The sequence below is a fragment of the Pseudomonas sp. M20 genome (assembly GCF_045037865.1).
Lineage (GTDB): Bacteria > Pseudomonadota > Gammaproteobacteria > Pseudomonadales > Pseudomonadaceae > Aquipseudomonas.
Map to the genome: position 1 here is coordinate 5,246,521 of NZ_CP173611.1, position 25,125 is coordinate 5,271,645.

18 protein-coding genes are annotated in these 25,125 nt (G+C 59.9%); 4 read left to right on the plus strand and 14 right to left on the minus strand.

Annotated features, from left to right (window positions below):
- Nucleotides 1–21: 21 nt before the first annotated feature.
- Both ACI514_RS23215 and ACI514_RS23220 read left to right on the plus strand, forming a co-directional pair.
- Nucleotides 22–825 carry a hypothetical protein gene (locus ACI514_RS23215; RefSeq protein ID WP_160055126.1) on the plus strand — a complete coding sequence of 268 codons (804 nt, stop codon included), beginning with the start codon at nucleotides 22–24 and terminating at the stop codon, nucleotides 823–825.
- Nucleotides 826–976: 151 nt separating this feature from the next.
- Nucleotides 977–1,414 (plus strand): excinuclease, encoded by a 438-nt coding sequence (locus tag ACI514_RS23220; RefSeq protein WP_116029238.1) that lies wholly within the window; start codon nucleotides 977–979, stop codon nucleotides 1,412–1,414.
- Nucleotides 1,415–1,500: 86 nt separating this feature from the next.
- On the opposite strand, the gene ACI514_RS23225 is transcribed toward ACI514_RS23220, so the two are convergent.
- A complete protein-coding gene (locus ACI514_RS23225) occupies nucleotides 1,501–2,397 on the minus strand; it encodes a LysR family transcriptional regulator (RefSeq protein ID WP_116255738.1) in 897 nt (298 codons plus the stop codon).
- 118 nt (nucleotides 2,398–2,515) lie between these two features.
- On the opposite strand from ACI514_RS23225, the gene ACI514_RS23230 reads away from it, so the two are divergent.
- On the plus strand, nucleotides 2,516–3,790 hold the full coding sequence (locus ACI514_RS23230) for an MFS transporter (protein WP_405122461.1): 1,275 nt from the start codon (nucleotides 2,516–2,518) through the stop codon (nucleotides 3,788–3,790).
- A gap of 177 nt (nucleotides 3,791–3,967) precedes the next feature.
- On the opposite strand, the gene hemE is transcribed toward ACI514_RS23230, so the two are convergent.
- The 11 genes from hemE to ACI514_RS23285 all read right to left on the minus strand — a co-directional run bounded on the left by hemE (nucleotide 3,968) and on the right by ACI514_RS23285 (nucleotide 19,876).
- Nucleotides 3,968–5,035, minus strand: a complete 1,068-nt coding sequence (gene hemE, locus ACI514_RS23235; protein ID WP_053116656.1) for a uroporphyrinogen decarboxylase — start codon at nucleotides 5,033–5,035, stop codon at nucleotides 3,968–3,970.
- Between the two features lie 252 nt (nucleotides 5,036–5,287).
- Nucleotides 5,288–6,706 carry an FAD-dependent oxidoreductase gene (locus ACI514_RS23240; protein WP_039757038.1) on the minus strand — a complete coding sequence of 473 codons (1,419 nt, stop codon included), beginning with the start codon at nucleotides 6,704–6,706 and terminating at the stop codon, nucleotides 5,288–5,290.
- A gap of 126 nt (nucleotides 6,707–6,832) precedes the next feature.
- Complete coding sequence (gene gltB / locus ACI514_RS23245) at nucleotides 6,833–11,278, minus strand: glutamate synthase large subunit (RefSeq protein ID WP_405122462.1); 4,446 nt, start codon at nucleotides 11,276–11,278, stop codon at nucleotides 6,833–6,835.
- A gap of 349 nt (nucleotides 11,279–11,627) precedes the next feature.
- Nucleotides 11,628–13,220: an AAA family ATPase gene (locus ACI514_RS23250; RefSeq protein ID WP_160055117.1), complete on the minus strand. Its 1,593-nt coding sequence runs from the start codon at nucleotides 13,218–13,220 to the stop codon at nucleotides 11,628–11,630.
- Between the two features lie 10 nt (nucleotides 13,221–13,230).
- Nucleotides 13,231–14,331, minus strand: coding sequence for a 3-dehydroquinate synthase (aroB, locus tag ACI514_RS23255; RefSeq protein ID WP_405122463.1), 1,101 nt, complete (start codon nucleotides 14,329–14,331; stop codon nucleotides 13,231–13,233).
- Between the two features lie 152 nt (nucleotides 14,332–14,483).
- Nucleotides 14,484–15,002, minus strand: a complete 519-nt coding sequence (gene aroK / locus ACI514_RS23260; RefSeq protein ID WP_011332081.1) for a shikimate kinase AroK — start codon at nucleotides 15,000–15,002, stop codon at nucleotides 14,484–14,486.
- A 4-nt stretch (nucleotides 15,003–15,006) separates the two neighbouring features.
- Nucleotides 15,007–17,088, minus strand: a complete 2,082-nt coding sequence (pilQ, locus tag ACI514_RS23265) for a type IV pilus secretin PilQ (RefSeq protein ID WP_160055111.1) — start codon at nucleotides 17,086–17,088, stop codon at nucleotides 15,007–15,009.
- Between the two features lie 13 nt (nucleotides 17,089–17,101).
- Nucleotides 17,102–17,629: a pilus assembly protein PilP gene (locus tag ACI514_RS23270; protein WP_405122464.1), complete on the minus strand. Its 528-nt coding sequence runs from the start codon at nucleotides 17,627–17,629 to the stop codon at nucleotides 17,102–17,104.
- Nucleotides 17,626–18,249, minus strand: a complete 624-nt coding sequence (gene pilO, locus ACI514_RS23275; protein ID WP_160055107.1) for a type 4a pilus biogenesis protein PilO — start codon at nucleotides 18,247–18,249, stop codon at nucleotides 17,626–17,628. The genes ACI514_RS23270 and pilO overlap by 4 nt, the downstream gene beginning before the upstream one ends.
- On the minus strand, nucleotides 18,246–18,812 hold the full coding sequence (locus ACI514_RS23280) for a PilN domain-containing protein (RefSeq protein ID WP_160055104.1): 567 nt from the start codon (nucleotides 18,810–18,812) through the stop codon (nucleotides 18,246–18,248). The genes pilO and ACI514_RS23280 overlap by 4 nt, the downstream gene beginning before the upstream one ends.
- Nucleotides 18,812–19,876, minus strand: coding sequence for a pilus assembly protein PilM (locus tag ACI514_RS23285; RefSeq protein WP_160055101.1), 1,065 nt, complete (start codon nucleotides 19,874–19,876; stop codon nucleotides 18,812–18,814). The genes ACI514_RS23280 and ACI514_RS23285 overlap by 1 nt, the downstream gene beginning before the upstream one ends.
- 218 nt (nucleotides 19,877–20,094) lie before the next feature.
- Between ACI514_RS23285 and ACI514_RS23290 the strand changes: the two genes are divergently transcribed.
- Nucleotides 20,095–22,539 carry a penicillin-binding protein 1A gene (locus ACI514_RS23290; protein WP_405124243.1) on the plus strand — a complete coding sequence of 815 codons (2,445 nt, stop codon included), beginning with the start codon at nucleotides 20,095–20,097 and terminating at the stop codon, nucleotides 22,537–22,539.
- Nucleotides 22,540–22,859: 320 nt separating this feature from the next.
- Here the strand turns inward: ACI514_RS23290 and ACI514_RS23295 are convergent, their stop codons facing one another.
- Both ACI514_RS23295 and ACI514_RS23300 read right to left on the minus strand, forming a co-directional pair.
- Entirely contained in the window at nucleotides 22,860–24,128 is a 1,269-nt protein-coding gene (locus tag ACI514_RS23295) for a malic enzyme-like NAD(P)-binding protein (RefSeq protein WP_038360054.1), read from the minus strand.
- Between the two features lie 184 nt (nucleotides 24,129–24,312).
- Complete coding sequence (locus ACI514_RS23300) at nucleotides 24,313–25,113, minus strand: thermonuclease family protein (protein WP_160055095.1); 801 nt, start codon at nucleotides 25,111–25,113, stop codon at nucleotides 24,313–24,315.
- Nucleotides 25,114–25,125 lie beyond the last annotated feature (12 nt).

Consider the following 25,125-nt stretch of genomic DNA (forward strand, 5'->3'; position numbering starts at 1 on the left):
AACACCTTTGGAGTGAAGGGAATGACTCAGTTTCACCGCATCGCCGCTCTGTTGGCACTGTTTTTTGTGCTCGGCGGCTGCACCAGCAAACCGGTTTACAACGCCAAGGAAGAGTTCTCGCCCAACCTCGGTTTCACCCAGCAACAGATGAGCCGCGCGATCGTCACTGCGCTCAACGACCGCCAGTGGGTCGTGCAATCGGTACGTCCGGGCATGATCAAAGCGGCGATCACCGTACGCGGTCGCCATCACGCCGAAGTCGATATTCCGTTCACGCCGACTTCGTTCGAAATCGACTACCGCAGCAGCTACGGCCTTGATGCCAAGGACGGCAAGATCCACGGCAACTACAACCGCTGGGTCAACCGCCTGCGCGACAACGTGCTCAAAGAGCTGTCGATCAACCCGGACATCGAGTTCGTCAACGACCTGGGCATCGTCAAACAAGGCGCCGACGAGCCGACCTACCTGAGCTTCCGTGAAGGCGTCAAACGCGCCACCGACGCCGGCCTGCTCGACGGCAGCGTGAAGTTCTACCTGGCTGGCGAAACCCTGCCCAAGCAAGTGCGCAAACTCGACACCGTGAGCAGCAGCCGCAAAACCAACGGCTCGAACAAATCCAACGAAGACGCCTGCTTCTGGGCCCTGCAATCGGCCCTGGCGACTCTGCAGAACGCCGCAAAAAAAGCCGACGCCAACGCGGTGATCAACATCGCCAGCGTCGACCAGCGTGATCTGTACAAGGACACTGAGAAATTCCAGTGCCGTGCCGGGCTGGTGGTGTCGAGCGTGGCGCTGCGCGGGGACTTGGCGCACGTGGATTGATGGGATTGCAGAAACGACAAAGGGCGCCATTCGGCGCCCTGCTCATTTCAGCTCTACACTCGTCCGGACAGGCCGTCGCACCGCGCCTGATGGAACGGCGAGCCTATCAGCCCTGCACTCGCGGTTCTCTTTCACCGTCAAGGAGATGACCATGCAAGTGAAAGCCCTGATCGCCGCTGCGCTTTTCGCGCTACTGCCCAGCGCCAGCCACGCCACCAACTTGATGTACATGCCCTTCGAAACCGTGCTGTCGGACGCGATTCGCGCCGGACGGCTGGATGGCAGTGTGAAGTTCTATCTGCTCGGCAATGGACCGCAGGGGACTCAGCAGTTATTGCGCAGCGGGGTGGTCAGTGATTTGAAGACCAATGGCTTCAACAAGAGTGACCACAACTCCTGCGAGTGGGTGTTGCAGTCGAATCTGATCAAGTTGCAGGCCGATGCCAAACGGGTCGGGGCGAATGCGGTGGTCAATATCGTCAGCTATTACGACCAGCATGTGCGCAAGGATTTGAATACGTATGAATGCCGGGCAGGGATTTTTGTCACGCGGGTGGCGTTGAAGGGGGATTTGGTGCGGTTGCCCTAACGGCAAGATCAAAAGATCGCAGCCTTCGGCAGCTCCTACAATGGAATTCGCGTTTCCCTGTAGGAGTTGCCGAAGGCTGCGATCTTTTAAGCGGACTCGACTTTGCGCGTGAGCAAATCTACGAACGCCTTGGCCATCGGCGATTTCTGATCCTTACGCTGCACCAGCCACACCGCCGACACCGCTTCCGGATCGAGCAACGGTCGGTAGACCACGCCATCGATGCGCATCCGCTGATAGGACGCCGGCAGTACCGAAACCCCCAACCCCGCTGCGACCAGACCGATGATGGTCATCGCCTCCCCCGCCTCTTGGGCGAAGTGCGGGCTGAACCCGGCATCGCGCGCCAAGCTCAGCAATTGCGCATACAGCCCGCTGCCGTAGCTGCGCGGAAAGAACACGAACGGCTCCAGCGCCAGCGCCGAGAGGAACAAGCCCTCCTCCGATCCCTGGGCCAGTGGATGCTTGGAACCGAGCACGGCGACCAGCGGCTCACGCATCAACTCCACCACGCTGAGCGAATCCGGCAACCCAAGCGGGCGCATGATGCCGACCTCGATCGACTCATCCACCAGGCCCTCGGCGACCTGCGTGCTGCTCATCTCACGAAGGTTGAGGTGCACCGCCGGAAAACGCTGGCGAAAGGCAAAGATCGCTTGGGGAATGGTCGAGTTGAACGGTGCCGACGAGGTGAAACCAATCTTCAACTCGCCCAGTTCACCGAGTTGCGCACGTCGGGCGACGTCCGCCGCTTTATCAACCTGCGCCAGCACCAGCCGCGCCTCTTCCAGAAACAATCGCCCCGCCTCACTCAACTCAACCCGACGATTGGTCCGTTCGAACAACCGCGCGCCAACCTCTTGCTCCAGCGCCTGAATCTGCTGACTCAGTGGCGGCTGAGAAATCCCCAGCACTTGTGCGGCACGGCCAAAATGCAGCTCTTCGGCAACGGCGATGAAGTAGCGCAGATGACGCAATTCCATGGAAACCCCATTAGGTCGTTAAAGCTATCAAACAGGTCGAACAATATATTGGATAGAAACATTAGCCAGCTATATGATTTTTTCATTGCCTGCCTGGCCGTGCCCTCCGAGGTCTGAAGTGAAAACTGCTGTCGCGCCCCTAGCCCATGAAGTCCCGCCTGCTGCGGCGGACGATGTCGTCGCCGAGCTGCAAGAGATCTACATCGAAAAAGGCACGCCGATGTTCATGCGCACGGTGCTGGCGCTGTTCAGCGGCGGCTTCGCGACGTTTGCCCTGCTGTATTGCGTGCAGCCGATGATGCCGCTGCTGTCCCACGAGTATGGAATCAACGCGGCGCAGAGCAGCCTGATTCTCTCGGTGGCCACCGGCATGCTCGCCATCGGCCTGCTGATCACCGGGCCGATTTCTGATCGGGTCGGGCGCAAACCGGTGATGGTGACCGCGCTGTTCGCGGCAGCGCTGTGCACCATGGCCAGTGCAATGATGCCGAGCTGGGAAGGCGTGCTGATCATGCGTGCGCTGATCGGGCTGTCGCTGAGCGGGCTGGCGGCGGTAGCGATGACTTATCTGAGCGAAGAGATCCATCCGCAACACATTGGTCTGGCGATGGGTTTGTACATTGGCGGAAATGCGATTGGCGGGATGAGCGGACGTTTGATCACCGGCGTGTTGATCGACTTCGTCAGCTGGCACACGGCGATGCTGGTGATCGGTGGTCTGGCGATGATTGCCGCAGCGGTTTTCTGGAAGATCCTGCCCGAATCGCGCAACTTCCGCTCACGTTCGCTGCATCCGCGCAGCTTGCTTGACGGCTTCACCATGCACTTTCGCGATGCCGGTCTGCCGTTGCTGTTTCTGGAGGCATTCGTGTTGATGGGCGCGTTTGTCACGCTGTTCAACTACATCGGTTATCACTTGCTGGCCGCGCCGTACAACCTTGATCAGGTGTTTGTTGGATTGTTGTCGGTGGTGTATCTGTCGGGGATCTACAGCTCGGCGAAGATTGGTTCGCTGGCGGACAAACTGGGGCGACGCAAAGTGCTGTGGGCGACCATTGCGCTGATGTTTGCGGGTCTTGCGTTGACAATGTTTACGCCGCTGCCGCTGGTGATTGTCGGCATGTTGATTTTCACCTTTGGCTTCTTTGGCGCGCACTCGGTGGCGAGCAGCTGGATTGGTCGGCGGGCGACCAAGGCCAAGGGGCAGGCGTCATCGTTGTACCTGTTCAGTTATTACGCCGGGTCGAGCATTGCCGGCACGGCGGGTGGGGTGTTCTGGCATTTGGGCGGGTGGAATGGCATAGGCCTGTTTATTGGTGCGCTGTTGCTGATCGCGCTGCTGGTCGCATTGAAGCTGGCGAAGTTGCCGCCGCTGCAGGGCGTCAAAGCCTGACACAGGACCCAGGTGGGAGCGAGCCTGCTCGCGAAGGCGTTTTGTCAGTTGATGCAAAGTTTGCTGATCCACCGCTTTCGCGAGCAGGCTCGCTCCCACAGTGGATCTGTGTCCGACATTGAATCGTGCCAACAAAAACGCCCGACATCTAGCCGGGCGTTTTTTATGGTGTGGCGATCACTCGTGATACTGCGCCGACAGCTCATGCACCGCGCGCAGGAACGCACCGGCATGCTCCGGATCAACCTCTGGCGTGATGCCATGACCCAGATTGAACACGTGACCACTGCCCTTGCCGTAGCTGGCCAGAATGCGTCCGACTTCAGTGCGGATCGCTTCCGGTTTGGCGTAGAGCACGGTCGGGTCCATGTTGCCTTGCAGGGCAACCTTGTCGCCAACGCGGGCGCGGGCGTTACCGATGTCGCAAGTCCAGTCGAGGCCCAGTGCGTCGGCGCCGGCGTCGGCGATGCTTTCCAGCCACAGGCCACCGTTTTTGGTGAAGAGGATCACCGGCACTTTGCGTCCGTCGTTTTCGCGGATCAGGCCGCTGACGATTTTCTTCATGTAGGCCAGCGAGAACTCCTGATACGCCGCCGCCGACAGGTTGCCGCCCCAGGTGTCGAAGATCTGCACCGCTTGCGCGCCGGCCATGATCTGGCCGTTGAGGTACGAGGTCACCGACTGCGCCAGTTTATCCAGCAGCAGGTGCATGGCTTGCGGGTTGTCGTAGAGCATCGCTTTGGTCTTGCGGAAGTCTTTCGACGAGCCGCCTTCAACCATGTAGGTCGCCAAGGTCCACGGGCTGCCGGAGAAACCGATCAACGGCACACGGCCGTTCAGCTCGCGACGGATGGTGCTGACCGCGTCCATCACATAGCCGAGGTCTTTGTGCGGATCCGGGATCGGCAAGGCTTCGATATCAGCGAGGGTGCTGACGACTTTCTTGAAGCGGGGACCTTCACCGGTCTCGAAATACAAGCCTTGGCCCATGGCATCGGGGATGGTGAGGATGTCGGAAAACAGAATCGCCGCGTCCAGTTGTGGATAACGGTCGAGCGGTTGCATCGTGACTTCGCAGGCGAATTCCGGATTCATGCACAGGCTCATGAAATCACCGGCCTGGGCGCGGCTGGCGCGGTATTCCGGCAGGTAGCGGCCGGCCTGGCGCATCATCCACACCGGGGTGACGTCTACGGGTTGCTTGAGCAGGGCGCGGAGGAAACGGTCGTTCTTCAGGGCAGTCATGTCGGCATCCGGAAAAAAAGTGCGGGCATTTTCTCAGAGCGCGACGCAAAAGGCACGGATGCAGGTCAGCCTTTTGTCTATCGGGTCAATTTATTGCGTTGGAATGCTGATTTTGCAGCACCAGGAAACAACTGTGGGAGCGAGCTTGCTCGCGAAAGGGCCGGCACATCCAACATTGCAGTTGGCTGATAGACCGCTTTCGCGAGCAAGCTCGCTCCCACATTTTTGATCGCATTTCAGATTGAAATGTAATCAGACGCCCAGGTAATCGAGGATCCCTTCGGCGGCGTTGCGGCCTTCGAAGATCGCCGTCACCACCAGGTCGGAACCGCGCACCATGTCGCCACCGGCGAAGATTTTCGGGTTGCTGGTCTGGTGCTTGTACTGACCTTGCTCAGGCGCGACAACGCGGCCCTGGCTGTCGGTCTGGATTTCGAACTGTTCGAACCACGGCGCCGGGCTCGGGCGGAAGCCGAAAGCGATGACCACGGCGTCGGCCGGGATGATCTCTTCGGAGCCCGGGATCGGCTCAGGGCTGCGACGGCCACGGGCGTCCGGTTCGCCGAGACGGGTCTCGACCACTTTCACACCTTCAACCTTGTCTTCACCGACGATGGCGATCGGCTGGCGGTTGTAGAGGAATTTCACGCCTTCTTCCTTGGCGTTCTTCACCTCTTTGCGCGAGCCGGGCATGTTCGCTTCGTCACGACGATAAGCGCAGGTCACCGATTTGGCCCCCTGACGGATCGAGGTACGGTTGCAGTCCATCGCCGTGTCGCCGCCGCCCAGCACCACAACCTTCTTGCCTTTCATGTCGACGAAATCTTCCGGCGACTTTTCAAAGCCCAGGTTGCGATTGACGTTGGCGATCAGGAAGTCCAGCGCGTCATACACGCCCGGCAGATCCTCACCGGCAAAACCGCCCTTCATGTAGGTGTAGGTGCCCATGCCCATGAACACCGCATCGTATTCGGCGAGCAGTTGTTCCATGGTCACGTCTTTGCCGACTTCGGTATTCAGACGGAACTCGATGCCCATGCCGGTGAAGACTTCGCGGCGATTGCTCAGCACGGTCTTCTCAAGCTTGAACTCGGGGATGCCGAAGGTCAGCAAGCCACCGATTTCCGGGTTCTTGTCGAACACCACCGGGGTCACGCCGCCGCGTACCAGCACGTCGGCACAACCCAGGCCCGCCGGGCCCGCGCCGATGATCGCGACACGCTTGCCGGTCGGTTTGACCTTGGACATGTCCGGGCGCCAGCCCATGGCGAACGCGGTGTCGGTGATGTACTTCTCGACCGAACCGATGGTCACCGCGCCGAAACCGTCGTTAAGGGTGCAGGCACCCTCGCACAGACGATCCTGCGGACAGACCCGACCGCAGACTTCAGGCAGGGTGTTGGTCTGGTGCGACAGTTCGGCGGCCTGGAGGATGTTGCCCTCGGCCACCAGCTTCAACCAGTTGGGAATGAAGTTGTGCACCGGGCACTTCCATTCGCAATACGGGTTGCCGCAACCCAGACAGCGGTGGGCCTGATCGGCCGACTGCTGGGGTTTGAACGGTTCGTAGATTTCGACGAACTCTTTCTTGCGTTGACGCAACAGTTTCTTCTTCGGATCTTTGCGCCCGACATCGATGAATTGAAAGTCGTTACTGAGACGTTCGGCCATCTTCAAAACCTCTTACACGACAGCTCCAAGCTACAAGCTTCAAGCTGCAAGAAAATCACATTAGTCCGTTACAGCGCGCACTGGCTCCAGCTTGCTGCTTGAAGCCAGTGGCTTGCAGCTGCGCCGTTATTGCGGACTCGCACGAGTACTGGAGAGCAGAGATTTCAAACTCGCCGCCTTCGGTTTGACCAGCCAGAAACGGCGCAAGTAGTCATCGAGGTTTTCGGCGAGTTCACGACCCCACTCGCTGTCGGTTTCCGCGACGTACTCGTTCAGCACGTTTTGCAGGTGGCTGCGATAGGCTTCCATCGCCTCGCCGCTGATCCGCTGGATTTCCACCAGTTCGTGGTTGACCCGGTCAACGAAGGTGTTGTCCTGATCGAGCACGTAGGCGAAACCACCGGTCATGCCAGAGCCGAAGTTGTAACCGGTCTTGCCCAGAACGCAGACGAAACCACCGGTCATGTACTCACAGCAGTGATCGCCAGTGCCTTCCACAACCGTGTGGGCACCGGAGTTACGCACGGCGAAACGCTCGCCTGCGGTGCCGGCGGCGAACAGCTTGCCGCCCGTGGCGCCGTACAGGCAGGTGTTGCCGATGATGGCGCTTTCCTGAGTTTTGTAAACGCTGCCCTTCGGCGGCACGATGGTCAGCTTGCCACCGGTCATGCCTTTGCCGACGTAGTCGTTGGCGTCGCCTTCGAGGTACATGTTCAGACCGCCGGCGTTCCACACACCGAAGCTCTGACCGGCAGTGCCCTTGAAGCGGAAGGTGATCGGCGCTTTCGCCATGCCCTGGTTGCCGTGCTTGCGCGCGATTTCGCCGGAGATCCGCGCGCCGATCGAACGGTCGCAGTTGCAGATGTCCAGATCGAACTCGGCGCCGCTCATGTCGTTGATCGCCGACGAGGCCATCTCGACCATTTTCTCGGCCAGCAGGCCCTGGTCGAACGGCGGGTTGCGCTCAACGCCACAGAACTGTGGTTTGTCCGCCGGGATGTGATCGCTGCCCAACAGCGGCGTCAGGTCCAGGTGATTTTGCTTGGCGGTCTGGCCTTCGAGGATTTCCAGCAGATCGGTACGACCGATCAGCTCTTCGAGGGAGCGTACGCCGAGCTTGGCCAACCACTCACGGGTTTCTTCGGCGACGTAGGTGAAGAAGTTCACCACCATGTCGACGGTACCGATGTAGTGATCCTTGCGCAGCTTCTCGTTCTGAGTCGCAACGCCGGTGGCGCAGTTGTTCAGGTGGCAGATACGCAGGTATTTGCAGCCCAGCGCGATCATCGGCGCGGTACCGAAGCCGAAGCTTTCAGCGCCAAGAATTGCAGCCTTGATCACGTCGAGGCCGGTTTTCAGGCCGCCGTCGGTCTGCACCCGGACTTTGCCACGCAGGTCGTTACCGCGCAGGGTCTGGTGGGTTTCGGCGAGGCCGAGTTCCCACGGTGCGCCCGCGTATTTGATCGAAGTCAGTGGCGAAGCACCGGTGCCACCGTCGTAGCCGGAGATGGTGATCAAGTCCGCATAGGCCTTGGCCACACCGGCGGCGATGGTGCCGACGCCCGCTTCAGCCACCAGCTTCACCGAAACCAGCGCTTTCGGGTTGACCTGTTTCAAGTCAAAAATCAGCTGCGACAAGTCTTCGATCGAATAGATATCGTGGTGCGGCGGTGGCGAAATCAGGGTCACGCCTGGCACTGCGTAACGCAGCTTGGCGATCAAACCGTTGACCTTACCGCCCGGCAGTTGCCCGCCCTCGCCCGGTTTGGCGCCTTGGGCGACCTTGATCTGCAGCACTTCGGCGTTGACCAGGTATTCCGGAGTTACCCCGAAACGGCCAGTCGCAACCTGCTTGATTTTCGAGCTCTTGATGGTGCCGTAACGCGCCGGATCTTCACCACCTTCGCCGGAGTTCGAACGCGCACCGAGGCGGTTCATGGCTTCGGCCAGGGCTTCGTGAGCTTCCGGCGACAGTGCGCCCAGCGAGATACCGGCGGAGTCGAAGCGCTTGAGCACCGATTCCAGCGGCTCGATTTCACTGATGTCCAGCGGCGTGTCGAGGGTCTTGACCTTGAACAGGTCGCGGATCATCGACACCGGACGGTTGTCCACCAGCGAGGTGTATTCCTTGAACTTGGCGTAGTCGCCCTGCTGCACAGCGGCTTGCAGGGTGTTGACCACGTCCGGGTTGTAGGCGTGATATTCGCCACCGTGGACGAACTTCAGCAGACCGCCCTGCTGGATCGGCTTGCGCGGACTCCAGGCTTCGCTGGCCAGTGCTTTCTGCTCGGCTTCGATGTCGACGAAACGCGCACCCTTGATGCGGCTCGGCACGCCACGGAAGCTCAGGTCGCAAACTTCTTCGGACAGGCCGATGGCCTCGAACAGCTGCGCACCACGATACGAAGCAATGGTCGAGATACCCATCTTCGACAGGATCTTCAGCAGACCTTTGGTGATGCCTTTGCGGTAGTTCTTGAACACCTCATAGAGGTCGCCCAGCACTTCACCGGTACGGATCAGGTCGCCCAGCACTTCGTAGGCCAGGAACGGATAAACCGCCGAGGCGCCGAAACCGATCAGCACCGCGAAGTGATGCGGGTCACGGGCGGTCGCGGTTTCAACGAGGATGTTGGAATCGCAACGCAGGCCTTTTTCGGTCAGGCGGTGGTGCACGGCACCGGTCGCCAGGGATGCGTGGATCGGCAGTTTGCCCGGGGCGATATGACGGTCGCTCAGGACGATCTGAGTACGACCGGCGCGCACGGCTTCTTCAGCCTGATCGGCGACATTGCGGATCGCCGCTTCAAGGCCAACGCTTTCATCGTAGTTGAGGTCGATGATCTGCCGCTCGAAGCCCGGGCGGTCGAGGTTCATCAGCGAACGCCACTTGGCCGGCGAGATCACTGGCGAGCTAAGGATCACGCGCGAAGCGTGTTCCGGCGATTCCTGGAAAATGTTGCGCTCGGCACCGAGGCAGATTTCCAGCGACATCACGATCGCTTCACGCAGCGGGTCGATCGGCGGGTTGGTGACCTGCGCGAACTGCTGGCGGAAATAGTCGTACGGTGTGCGCACACGTTGCGACAGCACGGCCATCGGCGTGTCGTCGCCCATCGAGCCCACGGCTTCGTAGCCTTGCTCGCCGAGTGGACGCAGGACCTGATCGCGCTCTTCGAACGTGACCTGATACATCTTCATGTATTGCTTGAGCTGATCGACGTCGTAAAAAGCCGAACCGTGGTCGTTGTCTTCCATGGTCGCCTGAATGCGCAGGGCGTTCTTGCGCAGCCATTGCTTGTACGGATGACGGGACTTCAGACGGTTGTCGATCGCATCGGTGTCGAGGATCTGCCCGGTTTCGGTGTCCACGGCGAAGATCTGGCCAGGGCCGACACGACCTTTGGCAATCACGTCTTCCGGCTTGTAATCCCACACGCCGATTTCCGAGGCGAGGGTGATGAAACCGTTGGTGGTGGTGACCCAGCGCGCCGGGCGCAGACCGTTACGGTCGAGCAGGCACACCGCGTAACGACCGTCGGTCATGACCACGCCGGCCGGGCCGTCCCACGGCTCCATGTGCATCGAGTTGTACTCGTAGAACGCACGCAGATCCGGGTCCATGGTTTCGACGTTCTGCCACGCCGGCGGAATGATCATCCGCACGCCACGGAACAGGTCGATGCCACCGGTGACCATCAGCTCGAGCATGTTGTCCATGCTCGAAGAGTCGGAACCGACACGGTTGACCAGCGGGCCGAGCTCTTCCAGATCCATCAGATCATTGGTGAACTTGGTCCGACGGGCCTGCGCCCAGTTACGGTTACCGGTGATGGTGTTGATCTCGCCGTTGTGGGCGAGGAAGCGGAACGGCTGGGCCAGCGGCCATTTCGGCAGGGTGTTGGTGGAGAAGCGCTGGTGGAACACGCAGATCGCGGTTTGCAGGCGCTCGTCGCTCAGGTCCGGATAAAACGCAGCCAGGTCGGCCGGCATCATCAGGCCTTTATAGATGATGGTCTTGTGCGAAAAGCTGCAGATGTAGTGGTCGGAGTCGACGGCGTTGGCCACCGACGAACGACGACGTGCACTGAACAGCTTCACGGCCATGTCCTGATCGCTCAGGCCTTCACCGCCGATGTACACCTGCTCGATCTGCGGCAGGCGCTCAAGAGCGAGGCGGCCGAGGACGCTGGTGTCGATTGGCACTTTGCGCCAGCCGATCAGTTGCAGGCCTTCAGCGAGGATCTCGCGGTTCATGTTTTCGCGAGCGGCTTCGGCCTTGGCCGGATCCTGGTTGAAGAAGACCATGCCCACTGCATATTGCTTGGGCAGTTCGACGCTGAAGGTTTCCTGGGCAATGGCTCGCAGGAACGCGTCAGGTTTTTGAATCAGCAGACCGCAACCGTCACCGGTCTTGCCGTCGGCATTAATCCCACCGCGGTGGGTCATGCAGGTCAGGGCCTCGATGGCCGTTTGCAAAAGGGTATGACTGGGCTCGCCCTGCATATGGGCTATCAGGCCGAAACCGCAGTTATCCTTGAATTCATCTGGTTGGTACAGACCTGCTTTCATAGACACTTTCTCACCAGGCTGCCTCTTTTCGAGGCAAATTTCTTTTCAATTCAACCACTTGCATCCCGCGCCGAACGTACGCCAGCTTAGCAGGGGCAAAAGGGTGGTCATTGTACACAGCGACACAGAGGCTCACAAATTTGACGACGAAATGTCGCAAATTCATGTCGCATTTGTGAAAGGTTTAAAGCGATCTGCTGTGCTAGTCAAAACTTTTTTAATTTTGACCGCAACGACTCAAAGACTACTGTGACGCAGACACCACAAGGCACGCGACCTGGAAGGAAGCGCGCACTCGTAGAAATTTTGAGGTGCTTGGAGAGGCGGCCTGGGTAAGGCCGCCGAATCTTCAGCGAGTTGTTGCCAGTTCCTGTTGGACGCTGGCGACAGTGCGAGGCCAAGGTTTACCAGCCTGAACCTTCGCTGGCAAGGCCTTGATGGCAGAAACGGCTGCATCACGATTGGCAAAGTTGCCGTAGGTGATCACATAGAGAGGTTTGCCGTTGAGCACTTTCTTGAAATAACGGTACTCGCCGCCCTGCTCTTTGACGAAGTTTTGCGCAGTGGCTTCAGAGCTGGTGCCGAGGATCTGTACCACGTAGTTGCCGGTCGGCTGACCCGCGTACCAGCTGCCACCGGCAGCCTTGGCGACGGTCACCGGCTTCTCGGCCGGTTTGGCAGCAGCGGCTGGCTTGGCTGGCGCTGGAGCAGGTTTGGCGACTGGCGCGGCCGGAGCAGGCTTGGCGGTGGCAACTTGCGTCGGCGCCGGCGTCGGCTTGGCGGCTGGCAATGGAACCGGAGTCGGTGCAGGACCGGCCGGAACGCCCGCAGGCGGTGCGGAAGTGGTGACGGTCGGCGGGGTATCGCTGGAACCTTCCAGCGGCACACCATCGTCGCCTTCGGTAATGCCACCGGCCGCTTCGGCCAGCGGGCCGCGCATCACTGGCTGAGAGTTGCCGACCAGCGGCAACGGCATCGGCTGTGTATTACCGGCGAACTCGACGTTCGGCGCGCCGCCATTGGCTGCGCCCTGGCCCAATGGCAACTGTGCCTGTTCATTGGCCGGTGCACCGGTGGTCGGCGCCTTGTTGCGACCCGGCATCAGCCAGGCGGCGGCGACCGCGACCACAACGACGGCGGAAATCGCCAATACGTGTTTCTTCGGCATGTTGAACCCCATACTTGGACGCTTGACCGCTGAGCGGCTGGCAATCATGACTTCGATCAGAGCATCGCGAGCGACCTGGTTGATATTGCCCGGCCAACCCTCGGCACTTTCGTGAATATCAGAGATCTGATCCGCGGTGAAAAGTTCGACACCCCGGCCTGCACCTTCGAGCCGTTGGTCGAGATACTCGCGGGTCTCTTCTTCGGTGTACGGCTGCAATTCGATGACGTGGAACCGCTCTTCCTCAAGGTGCAAAGCCTCGAGCTGAGCGATCAGCGACGACTCGCCGAACAGGAACACGTGCGGGCGACCTTCCGGTGCGCCGGCACCCAACGCCATCAGCGCTTCCAGAGCGGATTCGTCGAGCTGCTCGGCGTCATCTACCAGTAGATAGACTTCCTGGCCGGTCAGCGCAAGTTGCACCACCTGATCCAGAATCGCGCCCACTTCGGCCTGAGCAACGTTCAGCGCCTGCGCCACTTGGCGCAGCACACCGGCTGCATCGCCGGCGCCACGGGCGGAAACCACCACGCTCTGCACCGATTGCTTGTTGGTGCTGGCGACCAAGGCCTGACGCAGCAAAGTCTTGCCGCTACCCTGAGGACCAGTGACCACCAACAACAACTGGCTGTAACGCGCCAAGTGATGCAGTTGACCCAGCACCGGCTTGCGCTGGGCCGGGAAGAACTTGAAACCCGGAACGCGTGGCGCGAACGGGTCGTGACTTAACTGGAAATGGCCGAGAAACGCCTCGTCGGCATGCAAACTAGTCATCGGAATCTTATTAACCTTTAAGCTGAGCCAGGGCGCGGTAATCCGCTCCCAGCGTGGCCTGTAGAACCTCTTTCGGATAATCGTCGGTCACTACCGCTTCGCCCATCCGGCGCAGCAGCACCAGGCGCAGACGACCGTCGATCACTTTTTTGTCGATTGCCATGTGTTGAAGAAAATCGGCTTCGGACATTTCAGTTGGCGGCACCACCGGCAGGCCAGCGCGCTGGAACAGACGAATACCGCGATCACGCTCCTGCTCGCTGATCCAGCCGAGCCGCGCGGACATCTCCAGCGCCATCACGGTGCCAGCCGCGACCGCTTCCCCGTGCAACCAGACACCATAGCCCATGTGGGTCTCGATGGCGTGGCCGAAGGTGTGGCCGAGGTTGAGCGTGGCGCGCACCCCGGTTTCCTTCTCATCGGCACCGACCACCGCAGCCTTGGCTGCGCAAGAGCGCTCGATGGCGTAAGTCAGGGCTTTCTGATCCAGCGCCCGCAGGGCATCGACGTTGTCTTCGAGCCAGGTCAGGAACGGCTCATCGCAGATCAGACCGTACTTGATGACTTCGGCCAGACCGGCGGACAGCTCGCGCTCTGGCAGGGTTTTCAGGGACGCCGTATCGATCAGCACCACGTTCGGCTGATAGAACGCGCCGACCATGTTCTTGCCCAGCGGATGGTTGATGCCGGTCTTGCCGCCCACCGACGAATCGACCTGGGACAGCAATGTGGTGGGAATCTGGATGAAGTCGACGCCGCGCTGGTAACAGGCAGCGGCGAAACCGGCCATGTCGCCGATCACACCGCCGCCGAGGGCGATCACTGTGGTGCGGCGATCATGACGGGCGGTCAGCAGACCGTCGAAGATCAGTTGCAGGGTTTCCCAGTTCTTGAAGGCTTCGCCGTCCGGCAGCACCACGGAGATCACCGAGTACTGCGCCAGGCTGCGAGTCAGACGTTCGAGATAGAGCGGCGCAACGGTCTCGTTGGAGATGATTGCCACCTGCCGCCCATGAATATGCGGTGCCAGCAACTCGGGCTGATCCAACAAACCTTCGCCAATATGAATCGGGTAGCTGCGCTCGCCTAGATCGACCTTGAGTGTCTGCATGTGTCCCCACAGTGAAGATGGAAGCAGGCGTCCTGCCCTGAATTATTGGTTATCTGCGGCCTATAGCGGGTATGACGCCGCTCGCACGCCATCCGCCACAACCTCGGCGGGCTGTGACAGGACGCCGAGGATAGCGCATTTCGAGCGATGCTTTAACGGGGAGGCAACTGCGCCAGACGATCGAGAATATCGAGTACGACCATGCGTGGCGGCCGTTCGTCGGTTTCCACCACCAGATCGGCGATTTCCCGATAGAGCGGATCACGAATCGCCAGCAGGTCGCGCAGGGTTTTCTCCGGATTGGCAGTGCGCAGCAACGGTCGATTGCGGTCACGCGAAGTGCGGCCGACCTGCTGCTCGACGGAGGCGTGCAGATACACCACTCGCCCGCCCTCATGCAGGGCTTTGCGATTGGCATCGCGCATGACTGCACCACCGCCGGTCGCCAACACCACGCCATCGAACGCGCACAGTTCGGCGATCATCGCCTGCTCACGGTCACGAAAGCCGGGTTCGCCTTCCTTGTCGAAGATCCACGGGATATTGGCGCCCGTGCGCAGCTCAATTTCCTTGTCGGAATCTTTGAACGGCAGGCGCAGCTCTTTGGCCAGTAACCGGCCGATGGTGCTTTTACCAGCACCCATCGGTCCTACAAGAATCAAATTTCGCACAGAATCAACGACTCACAGCAATCGCCTGGTTATTCATGATACGTGGTGTGAGAAATACCAGCAGCTCGGATTTTTTCTCCGAAACCACATCACGCCGGAAAAGGCGGCCAAGATACGGCACATCGCCAAGAAATGGCACCTTATCTACGACCTTGCTTTGAGTATTTGAGAAAACACCGCCAATCACGATGGTTTCGCCGTCGTTGACCAGCACCTTGGCGTTGACCTCGTTTTTCTTGATCGGCGGCACATCCTGCACTTTGTTCAGGTAATCCGGTTCGTCCTTGGTGACCTTGACCTCCATGATGATGCGGTTGTCGGGGGTGATCTGCGGGGTGACTTCCAGTGACAGCGAGGCCTCCTTGAACGACACCGACGTCGCGCCGCTTGAGCTGGCTTCCTGATAAGGAATCTCGGTGCCTTTGAGGATTTTTGCGGTTTCCTTGTCGGAGGTGACCACTTTCGGCTGCGAGACGATTTCACCGTTGCCGGTTTTCTCCATCGCTGTCAGCTCGAGATCGAGCAAGACATTGTCAGTGATGAAGGCAATGCCGATCCCCGAGGTATTACCCACGGTCCCCATATCGACGAACGGCGAGTTGGTGCTGGTGCTGCCTGGTGTGCCGATGGTGGTCGATGAGCCATTACTGACGCCCGAAGTGTTCCAGTTACCCTTGTTCTGGATCGACCCGCCCCAGCGCACGCCGAGGCTTTTGTCGTAATCGACGTTGGCTTCGACAATTCGCGCTTCGATCATCACCTGACGCACCGGAATATCCAGTTGCGCCACGATCCGCCGCAGCTCATCGAGTCGATCCTGAGTCTGATAGGCAATGATGTTGTTGGTTCGCTCATCGACGGTGATCGAACCACGTTCATCGATTTTTGCTTCGGCGCTTGTCACCGACTGAAACAGCTTGGCGATGTCCGCCGCCTTCGCGTAGTTCACTTGCAGCAGCTCACGGCGCAACGGCGCCAGCTCGGCGATCTGTTTCTGCGACTCCAGTTCCTGGCGCTCGCGGGCAGCGATTTCATCGGCGGGAGCCACCAGCAGCACGTTGCCGATCTTGCGTTTATCCAGACCTTTGGTTTTCAGCACCAGATCCAGCGCCTGATCCCACGGCACGTTTTGCAGGCGCAAAGTGATGCCACCCTGCACCGTGTCGCTGGCGACAAGGTTGAGGTTGGTGAAGTCGGCGATCAGTTGCAGCACCGAGCGCACATCAATGTCCTGGAAATTCAGCGAAAGCTTTTCGCCGACGTAAGCCTGACGATCGGCGTTGCGCTTTTGCAGGTCATCGACCGTCATAGGGCGGACGCTGACGGTCAGTTTGTTGTCGGTCTGGAAGGTCGAGTACTCGTAAGTACCACTGGGTTCAACGGTAATAACCGTGCGATCAGCGGTCACTCCGGCATTGACGAACTGCACCGGGGTGGCGAAATCCTTGACGTCAAGGCGCACCCGCAGCTTGTCCGGCAACTGCGTGCGGGCAAAGCTGAGGATGATCTTGCCGTCATGCTCCTGGATATCCGGGGCAATGGTCGGGTCGGACAGGTCGATGACGACATTGCCTTCACCTGCCGTACCGCGCTGGAAGTCCACACCGCGAATCGCCCGGTTTTTCGGCACAAAGGCCTTGGCGGGCGCAACCGCTTTAGCAGTAGCACGAGGTGCAACGGCAGCAGGACGCGGCGCCGCTGCCGGTGCGCCCTGACCGACCACCACGAACAGGTTATTGCCTTCGACCCGCGTGTTGTAAGGCGCCAGTTGCGTGAGGCTGACGATCAACCGAGTCCGATCCTTGGCCTCGACCACCGTGGCCGTGCGCGCATTGCCACTGCCCAGATCAAGATTCTTGCTGGCCAACTGACTGGCGACACCGGGCAGATCCAGGGCGATCCGCGCCGGCGATTCAGTGGTGTAGCCCTTGGGTTGCGGCGGCGGGCCGTCGAACGACAACTTCAGCTCGACGCGATCACCCGGCAACGCTGCCACATCCAGCGTCTTCAGATTGGCCGCGAGTACCATCGGCGACATCAGCGCTATCCATAGCGAAAAACCGAGGGTGGAGAAAATCCTGTTCATTGTTCGACTTCCACTATGAGTGCTCTTTCAAAGGAATGGTGCGCGGACGCTCCAGCCAGGCGCCTTCGCCGTCGGGAACGATTTCGACCACATCGACCTGGGTGGCACTGATGGCGACGATACGTCCGTCGTTGCGCCCCAGGTAATCGCCGACTTTCAACCGATGCACGCCGCCAGCACCGCGCAGCAGCGCGAAGGAGCCGGAAGCATTGGCAATCGTGCCGACCATCTCGAACTGCTCGATGTTGAAACCTTCGAGGTATTGCTTGACCCGGTTGGGGTCGGGTTTGACGTTGCGTGACCCGTGTTTCTGCCCGGCCAGATCAACGCGCACCTGTCGCGAGAACGGACTGCGCAGGTTGGCCGCGCTGTAAGTGAATGTTGGGTAAGACCGGAATGTCGGGGTTGGTTCAATCTTGCCTGCCTGGCGCAGGCGCACTTCATTCAGGTAGGCGTCGAGGTCACTGAAGTCATCGCTGCCACCACAACCGTTCAACGCAAGCAGCGTCATCGACAACGCGATACAACGAATCGGGCTCATTTCTGCAGCCCCTTGTCGTTGTACCGGTAGGTCTTGGCAAGGATGCTCATGCGTAACTTCGGCCCGCCTTCTTTATCTGCAGGCGCCAGTTCGAAGTCATGCAGGGTAACGATGCGCGGCAGGCCGGCCACGCCGCTGACGAAGGTCGCGAGGTCGTGATAGGCGCCGGTGACGGTGATCTGAATCGGCAGCTCTATGTAGAACTGCTGAGTGACCTCCGGCAGCAGTTTGATCTCTTCAAACTCCAGACCACTGCCCAGGCCAGTGCGGGTGATGTCCTCGAGCAAACCCGGCACTTCGGTGTCACTGGGCAATTGCCGCAACAACACGCCGAAGGTGTTTTCCATCTCCTTCATTTGCTGGGTGTACAACTCAAGATTGGCTGACAGGCGAGCCTTGCTGGCGAACTGCTCCTTGAGCGCGGCCTCTTCCTCGCGCTTGGCCTCCAGCTGGTTCTCCATATCACTGATGAAAAAGTTATAGCCAAACGCCAATACCAGCACCATCAACAGCGCCCCGGCGATGGCTTTCACTGCCGCCGGCCACGAGCCGATGTTGCTCGTATCGAGGTCGTTGAAATCGATATCGCGCAGACTTTCCAGCCATTCGGACGGCTTCATTGCTCGTCCTCCAAGGTCTTGGGCTGGGTCTGCCGAACGGTCAGTTCAAAGGTGTTGGCCTCATCCACCTGGCCTGCGGTCGTCGCTTTCACCTCATTGAGGCTCGGCGCGTCGAACCAGTCGGAGGCATCCAGATTACGCATCAGCTCGGAGACCCGGTTGTTCGATTCTGCAGCACCACTGATCGACAGAGTCTTGCCAACCATCTTCACGTCGGTGAAATACACCCCGTCCGGCAGCGAACGTGCCAGTTGATCGAAGATCCGCCCGCTGATCTGCCGGTTGCCCTGCAAGTCCTGGATGATGCGCATGCGTTCGACCAGTTGCTGACGGCGCGCCTTGAGATCGCTGATCTGTCTGATCCGTTCGTCGACCACGGCGATCTGCTTGCCGATGTAGTCGTTGCGCGCCACTTGCCGCTCAATGGCCGCACTGATGACCTGATCGGCAATCAGCACCGCACCGACCGAGCCGACGACAACACCGATCAAGGCCAGCAGGAAGTGTTTGCGCCGTTCTTCACGGCGCTCTTCGCGCCAGGGCAGGAGGTTGATCCGCGCCATCAGTCGAAACTCCTGAGCGCGAGCCCGCAGGCGATCATCAGGGCCGGCGCGTCACTGGCCAGCGCTCCGGCGTTGACCTTGCTGCTCAAGGCCATGTTGGCAAACGGGTTGGCCACTTGCGTTGGCGTGTTCAGGCGCTGCTCGATCAGCCGATCCAGCCCGGATACCGACGCCGTGCCGCCAGCCAGCAGAATGTGGTCGACCGCGTTGTATTGCCCGGAAGCGAAGAAGAACTGCAGCGAGCGCGACACCTGCTGGACCAGCGCCTCTCGAAACGGCTGCAAGACCTCGCTGATGTAATCATCGGGCAGGCCGCCCTGTTTTTTCGCCAGCCCCGCCTGCTCGAGGGTGAGGCCATAACGCCGCTGGATCTCCTCGGTCAATTGCCGACCGCCAAACAATTGTTCGCGGGTGTAGATGATCTTGCCGTTGTGCAAGACGCTAAGGGTGGTCATGGTCGCGCCGATATCGACGACGGCGACAGTGAGCCGCTCTTGCGTGGCCGCCAGTTGCGTGGCGAGCAACCCGAAAGAGCGCTCCAGCGCATAGGCTTCGACATCAACGACCCGCGCAGTCAGCCCGGCGAGTGCCAGCGCCGCTTCACGGACTTCGACGTTTTCCTTGCGACAAGCTGCCAGCAGCACGTTGACTCGTTCAGGGTTGCGCGGCGAAACGCCCTGGACTTCGAAATCGATGGCGACTTCGTCCAGCGGATAGGGAATGTATTGGTCGGCTTCGATCTTGAGCTGGTTTTCCAGTTCGTCGTCGGTCAGCCCGGCGTCCATTTCGATGACTTTGGTGATCACGGCGGAACCGGCCACCGCGACCGCCACGCTTTTGAGCCCGGTGCGCGCCTTGACCAGCACCCGGCTCAGGGCCTGGCCGACGCCTTCAAGCTCGGCGATGTTCTTTTCGACCACGGCGTTGACCGGCAATGGCTCTACCGCGTACGCCTCGACCCGGTAGCGATCACCCTGACGGCTCAGTTCCAGCAGCTTCACTGACGTAGAGCTGATGTCGATCCCCAGTAACGTATTGGTCTTTTTATTGAAGAGTCCCAGCACTACCAATTCCCTATGACTTTCCGTGAGTTACGGACTCTGTAATACGCATTGCGTTCCTTCACCCCGTCTTGACAGAAGCGCAAATGACGCCCCCAGCAGAAAAGTGCTTATAATGCCCAGCGTTTTTTCCGCTTTTTACTGCCTGCGCGGATGGTTCTGTGTGTAGCCGGAACCCCGTCGCCAAATTCATTCTTTGCACTGGATGTCCAAAAGCCTTGATTCGTCTGCTGAAATTTTTCGGTTGGTCCATCGTCGCCGTTTTCTGCGGACTGCTTTTAGGTCTCAGCGGCGCGTTTCTTTACCTTAGTCCGGGTTTGCCTTCTGTGGAGGCTCTGCGAAGCATTCAGTTGCAGATTCCATTGCGGGTCTACAGTAGCGACAACAAGTTGATCGCCGAATTTGGCGAAATGCGCCGCACACCGATCCGTTTCGCCGACATTCCGCCCAATTTCATTAATGCGTTACTAAGTGCTGAAGACGACAATTTCGCCAACCACTATGGCGTCGATCCGAGCAGCCTGATGCGTGCGGCGACCCAACTGGTCAAAAGCGGGCACATTCAGTCCGGCGGCAGCACGATCACCATGCAGGTGGCGAAGAACTTCTTCCTGACCAGCGAACGCAGCTTCTCGCGCAAAACCACCGAAATTCTGCTGGCCCTGCAGATCGAACGACAACTGACCAAGGACGAGATCCTTGAGCTGTACGTCAACAAGATCTATCTGGGTAACCGTGCCTATGGCATCGAGGCGGCGGCGCAGGTGTATTACGGCAAGTCGATCCGTGATGTCAGCCTGGCGCAGATGGCAATGATCGCCGGCCTGCCGAAAGCGCCGTCGCGCTTCAACCCGTTGGCCAACCCGGCGCGCAGTAAAGAGCGTCGCGACTGGATCCTCGGGCGCATGTACAAGCTCGGCAAGATCACCGAAGCGGATTACACCGCCGCGATCAACGAACCGCTGAACGCCAGCTATCACGTGCCGACCCCGGAAGTGAACGCGCCGTACATTGCCGAAATGGCCCGTGCCGAAATGGTCGGCCGTTATGGCAGCGACGCTTACACCGAAGGTTTCCGCGTCACCACCACGGTGCCGAGCAACCTGCAGGAAATGGCCAACACCGCGCTGCACGAAGGTTTGATGACCTACGACCAGCGTCACGGCTACCGCGGCCCCGAGTCGCGCCTGCCAGGCAAGACGCGCGAAGCCTGGGCCAGTGAGCTGACCAAACAACGCACCATCAGCAGCCTCGAACCGGCCATCGTTACTCAGGTCGACAAGAACGGCCTGCAAGTGCTGACCCGCACCGGCGAAGAACACGTCGCCTGGGACACCATGAAATGGGCACGACCGTTCCTCAACACCAACAGCATGGGCGCCAATCCGCGCCAGCCGTCGGATGTCGCGGCGGTCGGTGATCTGGTTCGCGTGCAGCGTCAGAAAGACAATTCGCTGAAATTCAGCCAGATTCCACAAGCGCAAGGTGCGCTGGTGTCGCTGGATCCGCAGAACGGTGCGATTCGCTCGCTGGTCGGCGGTTTCGCCTTCGAACAGAGCAACTATAACCGCGCGATGCAGGCCAAGCGTCAGCCGGGTTCGAGCTTCAAGCCGTTCGTCTACAGCGCTGCGCTGGACAGCGGCTACACCGCTGCCACGCTGGTCAACGACGCACCGATCGTGTTCGTCGACGAGTACCTGGACAAGGTCTGGCGTCCGAAGAACGACACCAACACCTTCCTCGGCCCGATCCGCTTGCGTGAAGCGCTTTACAAGTCGCGTAACCTCGTATCGATCCGCTTGCTGCAGGCGATGGGCGTGGGCAAGACCATCGACTACATCACCCGCTTCGGCTTCAACAAGCAGGACCTGCCGCCAAACCTGTCGCTGGCGCTGGGCACCGCAACGCTGACACCGATGGAGATTGCCACCGGTTGGAGTACGTTCGCCAACGGCGGCTACAAGATCACCCCGTACATCATCGACAAGATCGAAAGCCGTAACGGCGACACGCTGTTCGTCGCCAACCCGCCGACTGTGCCTCAGGGTGGTTCGGCGACGGACGGTATCGCGGCACCGAATACCGAATCCTTTACGGTCAACGCCGCACCGGTTGCGGGTGAAGCGCCAGGCAACGCAGCGGTACCGCAAGCGCCGGCCGTGGCTGAACGAATTGTCGACGGCCGCACCACGTATATCCTCAACAGCATGTTGCAGGACGTGATCAAGCTCGGCACCGGCCGTCGCGCATTGGCCATGGGCCGCAGCGATATCGCCGGTAAAACCGGTACCACCAACGAATCGAAAGATGCCTGGTTCTCTGGTTACAACGCCGATTACGTGACCACGGTCTGGACCGGTTTCGACCAGCCGGAAAGCCTCGGCCGTCGTGAGTTCGGCGGCACCGTGGCGCTGCCGATCTGGATGAACTACATGTCGGCTGCGCTCAAGGACAAGCCGCCGCACGTGCAGCCTGAGCCGGAAGGTTTGCTGAGCTTGCGTGTGGATCCGGTCAGTGGCCGTGCGGCGACGCCGAGCACGCCGGGCGCGTACTTCGAGCTATTCAAGTCCGAAGACACGCCGCCGTCGGTGAATGAACTGGGCAATGGTACGGCGCCGGGCAGCCCGTTGCCGGCGGATGAGCAGGCGCCGATCGATTTGTTCTGATCCAGCGGCATTGAAAAGCCCCGCCTTCGATTGAAGTGCGGGGCTTTTTTATGGCTGAAGATCAACAGCCCCTCACCCTAGCCCTCTCCCGGAGGGAGAGGGAACTGATTGGGGGATGCTGGTGAGGGATGCCGACCTGAACGTGCTGTGCCGAATCCATAATCGACACCACTCTTTCAGGTCGGCATATAACCCCAGACGACTCGGTTAGTCCCCTCTCCCTCCGGGAGAGGGTTAGGGTGAGGGGGCTCTTGATCTTCAGGCAATAAAAAGCCCCGACTCTCACGAGCCGGGGCTTTAGGTTGAAGCGCTACAACGACTTAGCCGTTGAACACGTCATCCACGCTTTTCAGCGGGTAGTTCTTCGGATACGGCAGGGTCGCCACACCAGTCTCGATCGCGGCCTTGGCTACAGCGTCGGAGATCAGGGTGATCAGGCGCTTGTCCATTGGCTTCGGAATGATGTACTCACGGCCGAATTCCAGCGGAGCACCGCCGTAGGCATCGCACACGTCCTGTGGAACCGGCAGCTTGGCCAGTTCACGCAGGGCGTTGGCAGCAGCCACTTTCATTTCTTCGTTGATGCGCTTGGCGCGAACGTCCAGGGCACCACGGAAGATGAACGGGAAGCCCAGTACGTTGTTGACCTGGTTCGGGTAGTCCGAACGGCCGGTCGCCATGATCACGTCGCTACGGGTGGCGTGCGCCAGTTCCGGGGAGATTTCCGGATCCGGGTTCGAGCAAGCGAACACGATCGGGTTGGCCGCCATCGACAGCAGGCCTTCAGCGCTCAGCAGGTTCGGACCGGACAGACCGACGAACACGTCAGCGCCTGCCAGTGCGTCAGCCAGGCTGCGCTTGTCGGTGGCGTGAGCGAATACTGCTTTGTACTGGTTCAGGTCGTCACGGCCGGAGTGGATCACGCCGGTACGGTCAACCATGAAGATGTTTTCGATGCGAGCGCCCATGCTCACCAGCAGTTTCATGCAGGAGATGGCGGCAGCGCCGGCGCCCAGGCAGACGATCTTGGCGTCTGGCAGGGTTTTGCCGGCGATTTCCAGGGCGTTGATCATGCCCGCAGCGGTCACGATCGCGGTGCCGTGCTGGTCATCGTGGAATACCGGAATGTCGCACTGCTCGATCAGAGCACGTTCGATCTCAAAGCACTCTGGCGCCTTGATGTCTTCCAGGTTGATGCCACCGAAGGTGATGGAGATGCGTTTTACCGTGTCGATGAAGGCTTGCGGGCTTTCGGAGTCGACTTCGATGTCGAAAACGTCGATGCCGGCGAAGCGCTTGAACAGTACGCCTTTACCTTCCATCACTGGCTTGGAAGCCAATGGGCCGAGGTTGCCCAGACCGAGAATCGCGGTGCCATCGGAAATGACTGCAACCAGGTTGCCCTTGCCGGTGTATTTGTAGGCCAGTTCGGGATCGCGGGCGATCTCACGCACTGGTTCAGCTACGCCGGGGCTGTACGCCAGCGACAAGTCGCGAGCGGTAGCAGTGGCCTTGGTGAGCTCGACACTCAGCTTCCCTGGACGAGGATTGGCATGATATTCGAGAGCGGCAGTTTTCAGATCAGACATTTTGGCATTCCGCTTTTTACTGTTGGACAGACTGGTCAGCGAGGATACGCGCCTCGCAAAGTCCCCACAAGACTGAGCGGTCACCCCTGTCAAGCGCCCTGCCCTACGACTTTGGGCCAAGAGCCACGGCGCACAAGGGCTAGACTGTTCACAATCGACATAAAAAATGTCTACAATTTTTTCTTCAGCGCGGCGTTTGCAACATCGATGGATCGGTCAGCGGAAGTAGCCAACGCGACTGACCGGATTGCAATCCGCCGCGCCGCGAGCGATCAACGATCCAGCCGCGAGCCTCGATCTGCTTGCCTTTCAGCGCCTGCAACCGGGTATTGTCGAATTGTCCGACCAGATTGGGTGCAACGCGCAATACAAGCGCGTCCTGCAACTCGATCCAGATTCCCCCGCGATTGCGCTGAACCTTGCTCACACGCCCACTGACCACAGCAAAACCCGAGCGCTGGATCTGCTCCGCTTTCAGTACAGGAGACTGCCGCCAGAGGCCCAGCCCGGCCTTTCGCGCACTGCGTTCGGCGGCTTGCTGACAGGTAACAAGATCGACATTCGGCGCAACGGCGACCTGGAAACCGAGGCCATCGGCGAGCATCTGCGCTTCGAGATTGGCGCCGCTGGCGCTGTAAATATGCGCAAGCGTACGCCCGTAATGGTCTTTGGCTTGCTTGCCGGGGCGCAAACCGACACGTCCGCCGCTGGCATCGACCAGCGCTTGCAGGCGTTTGCGTGCCGCCACCGCGAAGGGTTCATCGCCGCGGCCCTGTTTGCCCAGCTCAGGCGTGTTGAGGCCGATCATCCGCACGCTGCGACCGTCGCTCAGGCGCAGCGTGTCACCATCGACCACGCGCTGCACCGTGACGCTGGTCAGCTGCGCAGGCGTCGGACAGAAAGCGTGCGCGCCGGACAGCCAAAACGCGGACACAAAAAAGGCGCCCGCAAGGGACGCCTTTTTCAGCAATGAGGAAAAGCCCACCGGGCCCTTCAA

Coding starts and splice junctions, on each gene's coding strand:
- ACI514_RS23295 (WP_038360054.1), bottom strand. CDS start 24,128: ATGTCTGATCTGAAAACTGCCGCTCTCGAATATCATGCCAATCCTCGT.
- pilQ (WP_160055111.1), bottom strand. CDS start 17,088: ATGAACAGGATTTTCTCCACCCTCGGTTTTTCGCTATGGATAGCGCTG.
- gltB (WP_405122462.1), bottom strand. CDS start 11,278: ATGAAAGCAGGTCTGTACCAACCAGATGAATTCAAGGATAACTGCGGT.
- aroB (WP_405122463.1), bottom strand. CDS start 14,331: ATGCAGACACTCAAGGTCGATCTAGGCGAGCGCAGCTACCCGATTCAT.
- ACI514_RS23270 (WP_405122464.1), bottom strand. CDS start 17,629: ATGAGCCCGATTCGTTGTATCGCGTTGTCGATGACGCTGCTTGCGTTG.
- ACI514_RS23215 (WP_160055126.1), top strand. CDS start 22: ATGACTCAGTTTCACCGCATCGCCGCTCTGTTGGCACTGTTTTTTGTG.
- ACI514_RS23220 (WP_116029238.1), top strand. CDS start 977: ATGCAAGTGAAAGCCCTGATCGCCGCTGCGCTTTTCGCGCTACTGCCC.
- hemE (WP_053116656.1), bottom strand. CDS start 5,035: ATGACTGCCCTGAAGAACGACCGTTTCCTCCGCGCCCTGCTCAAGCAA.
- ACI514_RS23240 (WP_039757038.1), bottom strand. CDS start 6,706: ATGGCCGAACGTCTCAGTAACGACTTTCAATTCATCGATGTCGGGCGC.
- ACI514_RS23225 (WP_116255738.1), bottom strand. CDS start 2,397: ATGGAATTGCGTCATCTGCGCTACTTCATCGCCGTTGCCGAAGAGCTG.
- ACI514_RS23280 (WP_160055104.1), bottom strand. CDS start 18,812: ATGGCGCGGATCAACCTCCTGCCCTGGCGCGAAGAGCGCCGTGAAGAA.
- ACI514_RS23250 (WP_160055117.1), bottom strand. CDS start 13,220: ATGACTAGTTTGCATGCCGACGAGGCGTTTCTCGGCCATTTCCAGTTA.
- pilO (WP_160055107.1), bottom strand. CDS start 18,249: ATGAAGCCGTCCGAATGGCTGGAAAGTCTGCGCGATATCGATTTCAAC.